Annotated in this window: 3 protein-coding genes; all 3 read right to left on the reverse strand. The window is 62.0% G+C overall.

Translation table 11 applies throughout. From position 1 onward, the window contains the following. Positions 1-1,130 (reverse strand): HlyD family type I secretion periplasmic adaptor subunit (locus BCY78_RS24110; protein WP_139103317.1); only part of this gene is annotated, 1,130 nt, incomplete at its 3' end. A 9-nt stretch (positions 1,131-1,139) separates the two neighbouring features. After that, complete coding sequence (locus BCY78_RS24115; protein ID WP_068306888.1) at positions 1,140-2,066, reverse strand: hypothetical protein; 927 nt, start codon at positions 2,064-2,066, stop codon at positions 1,140-1,142. Then, positions 2,063-3,816: type I secretion system permease/ATPase (locus BCY78_RS24120; RefSeq protein WP_083195284.1), on the reverse strand; the 1,754-nt coding region annotated here is incomplete at its 5' end. The genes BCY78_RS24115 and BCY78_RS24120, both read right to left, overlap by 4 nt.

Below are 3,816 nucleotides of genomic sequence, written 5' to 3' on the forward strand. Positions count from 1 at the left end.
GCCTCGAAGCCCGGGAAGCCCGTCTCGGGGTCAAGTGTGCTGGCGGCTGCGACGTAGGACACCTCCCCTTCCAGATCCGGCGTGGTGCGCTGATTGAACGATGTCAGACGCAAGCGGGCGGGCTGGCCCACAACGATCTGGTCGATATCAATCGGATTGACCTGGAACGCCACCACGAGCGAGGCGTCGCTCGGCACAATCGAGGCTACCGTCTCGCCCGGTGCAATCACCTGGCCGATCGTGTTCACCATCAGCTCGTTCACCGTGCCACCCACCGGCGCTCGCAGAACGCTGCGCGCAATCAGCGCACGCTGGCGCTCGATCAGCAGCCGCAACTCTCCAATCCGCGGCTGCAGTTCCCGAAGTTGGCGCTGTGCTTCAAGCGACGCCGTCGCAACAACCTCCGCAATCTCGGATTGCATCTCACGCTGGCGGATTTCGTTGCTCCGCTGCTGGCTCACCAGCACATCGGCGCGACCGGCAAGCACCGCACGCTCATTCTCGCTCTCAGACAGCGTCGCATCCGAGACCGCGCCCTGAGCATTCAACCCACGATTCCGCTCAACCATCTCGTCTGCAAACATCAGCTGCACAGACACCGTGACTTCCTGCATGTTCAGAGACCGAGCCTCCTCCAACACACCATCAAGCCGCAGTTGAAGGAGATCCACACGCGCTTGCAGCGCAGCACGGTTGTGCTCAAAGCGCTGCACCTCACCCTCAAGCGCATCGACCAGGAAGCCGTGGCCCGCATAGGCCGCGTCGATCGACGGCAGCCTGTCGAGATTATCACGCTCCGCCGTCAGCCGCGCGCTGCGCACCAAGAGCTCCACGAGTTCCGCCTCGTGCAGACCAAGTTGCATCTCATTCTCAAGCGTGTCGAAGCTCGCGATCAGCTGCCCTTCCTCGATACGGTCACCGGGCGCGACATGAATCTCAGAGATCGCCCCTCCGTGCAGATGCTGCGCAAGCCGGAGTTCACGGTCCACCTCCACCACACCAGACGCAATGATGGCCGAGTTCAGGCTGGCTTTCGCCCCCCAAGTCCCCAAAGTCCCCACAAGGAGCGCAGCAAGGGCGACCGAGGCAATCATCGGCCCACGAAGGCTATAGGTTTTGTCTTGTGTCATCGCTCAAACTCAAATCAGAAAAATTTCAGGCTCCGCCGCGAGAGCAGTCTCGTCGGCAGGCAAAGGCAGATCACTCTGGGTGACCAGGAGATCATCGGAACCCTCGGCAGGCTGACCCGCAGACCGGTCGGCATAATCAAGCTGGAAGATCCGCTCCGCAAACTGCATCCCGTAGGGCGTGCCGACCTGCGCGGCCTCGCTCAACACATGCTCCATCGGCACTTCCGCAAGAACGTCACCGACCGTGAACTGCACGATCTCTTCGACCCGTGTCGGCCCCAGATCCGCCACCACTTCCCCCAGATCCTCGAACAGCTCCGCAAGGTCGTAATCGGCAGCCGGGAGATCGTCAGGCTCCTGCGCAACAACCGGATCGGGCGCGGGCGCCTCAGGAGCGGCCTCATCGGGCACCACTGGCTGTGAGGTCTCGCCAACAGCGGCCGCAAGCTCCACGCCCGCAACCGCACCCCCGGGGACCACCCTTCCAAGCGCGTCACCGGGCATGCCAAGCTGGCCACCCGAGGTCGCATACAAGTCCGCGCCCCGGTCTTGCCCCAGACGACCGGCGGCAAGCTCAGCCTCCCGGAACCCGTTCCCCGTATCTGCCAACGCATCCCCTGCAGACCGTGCCTGGCTGGTATCCCGCTCTCCAAGCGGTGCCCCCGTCTCCGGGAGCGCCGCCGATGTCTCGAAGCCGCTCTTCACACTCGAAGACGCGGCCTGCTTGGCAAGATCCCGCGCAGGCTCCTCCGCAACGCCCTCAGAGACATCGCCTCGGACGAAGAACGCAGACAGAACCGCTCCAAAAGCCAACAAAAACCCAAAGACCATCTTCGGAGCATGGCTCTTGCCCTCTTCCGAGCCGCTCTCGTCCACAAGCGCCATGAAGCGATCGGTCGCAGAACTTGTCTTGACCCGTGATGCCGCGCTGATCATGCCGCAGCCCCCGCATCAAGACCTTCACCCGCAACCGTCGCATACATCTGGCCACCACGACCCGGCATCACCTTCTCTTTCGGGCCAAACGAGACAAGACGTCCCTTGTGAACCACCGCAACCGTGTCCACCGCCTCCAGAACGCTCGGACGATGCGCAACAACAATCGCAATGCCACCTCGTGCCTTGATCTGCGTGATCGTCTCGTTCAGCGCCCGCTCCCCCAGCGCATCCAGTGACGAGTTCGGCTCATCCAGCAACACAAGGAACGGACGCTGATAGAGGGCGCGAGCAAGTCCGACACGCTGACGCTGGCCCGCAGACAGAACCGTGCTGTGGGGACCCACATACGTATTATACCCTTCCGGGAAGCTCGCGATCAGCTTGTGGATCCCCACTTCTTCCGCCGTCGCAAACGCATCCGAACGCTCGCTCATGCTCCCGAAGCGCGTGATGTTGTCAAAAATTGTCCCCTCGAACAGCGTCACATCCTGAGGCAGATAGCCCAGCATCCGCGAGCGGTTCTCCGGCGAGTAATGCTGCAGGTTCATCCCATCCAGGCGCACACTCCCCCGGATCGGCGACCAGACACCACTCAGCGCCCGCATCAACGTCGACTTGCCACCACCGCTCGGCCCAATGATCGCCAACGCCTGACCCGCCTGCAGCTCAAAGGACACATCCGACAGAAGCACACGACCGCTCGCAGGCGAGGCCACCGTCATGTTCTCCACGCACAGCGTCCGGCTCGGAACAGGGAGATCCATGTTCTCCTCGACATCCTGGGCCGCCTTGACCGTGTCTTTCAGCTGCTTGTTCGCATAGCGCGCAGACAGAATGTTGCGCCAGTTGCCGATGATCTGGTCGATCGGCGCCAGCGCACGCGACGACGCAACAGACACCGCGATGATCGCACCCGCCGACATCTGACCCTGGATCGTGTAATAGGCACCGATGCCCAGCAACGACGATTGCAGCAGCATGCGGAGCATCTTTGAGTAGGACGAGATCGCCGCGTTGATCGTCGCAGAGCGGTTCTGCATCTCCAGATGCTCGCTATTGGCCGTCACAAACCGACCCAGCGCCCGATCCACCAGCCCCATCGCCGCAATCGTATCCGAGTTGGCCGTGTTCGAATCCGAGATGATGTTGCGCTTGACCATCATCGACTGCGTATCCCGCGTCAGACGCCGCGAGCGCAGTTCCGCCACGATCGTCATCGCCGTCAGCACCAGCGCACCGCACAGCGTCACAAGCCCCAAAACAGGGTGCAGCAGATACACAAACCCCAGAAAAATAGGCACCCAGGGCAAGTCAAACAAAGCACCCGGCGCCGAGCTCGCAAAGAAGCCCCGAAGCGTATCCAGCGCACGCCCCTTCTCCGCAGCCTCCGCACGCGAGAAGCCATAACGGGGCATGTCCAGCGTCACCTTGTGCACCAACGGCGCAAGACGCTGATCAATCCGGGTGCCAATCTTGACGAAGATGTTCGAGCGCAGCGACTCGAAAGTTCCATGAAACAGGAACAGCGCTGCCGCAATCACCGACAGCGCGATCAGCGTCTCTTGCGAGCCGCTCGTCAGGACACGGTCGTAAACCTGCAGCATGTACACCGAGCCCGTCAGCGCAAGCAGGTTGATCAAGCCCGAAAGAAGAAAAAGCGCGATCCCGTAGCGGTAAAGATCCGCCTTCAAAAGAGACCCGATACTGGATGACTTGTCGCCTGAGCGCGACCGCGAGGAAGAGGAGG

Source organism: Pararhodobacter sp. CCB-MM2 (assembly GCF_001691415.1).
Lineage (GTDB): Bacteria > Pseudomonadota > Alphaproteobacteria > Rhodobacterales > Rhodobacteraceae > Pararhodobacter.

Coding starts and splice junctions, on each gene's coding strand:
- BCY78_RS24115 (WP_068306888.1), bottom strand. CDS start 2,066: ATGATCAGCGCGGCATCACGGGTCAAGACAAGTTCTGCGACCGATCGC.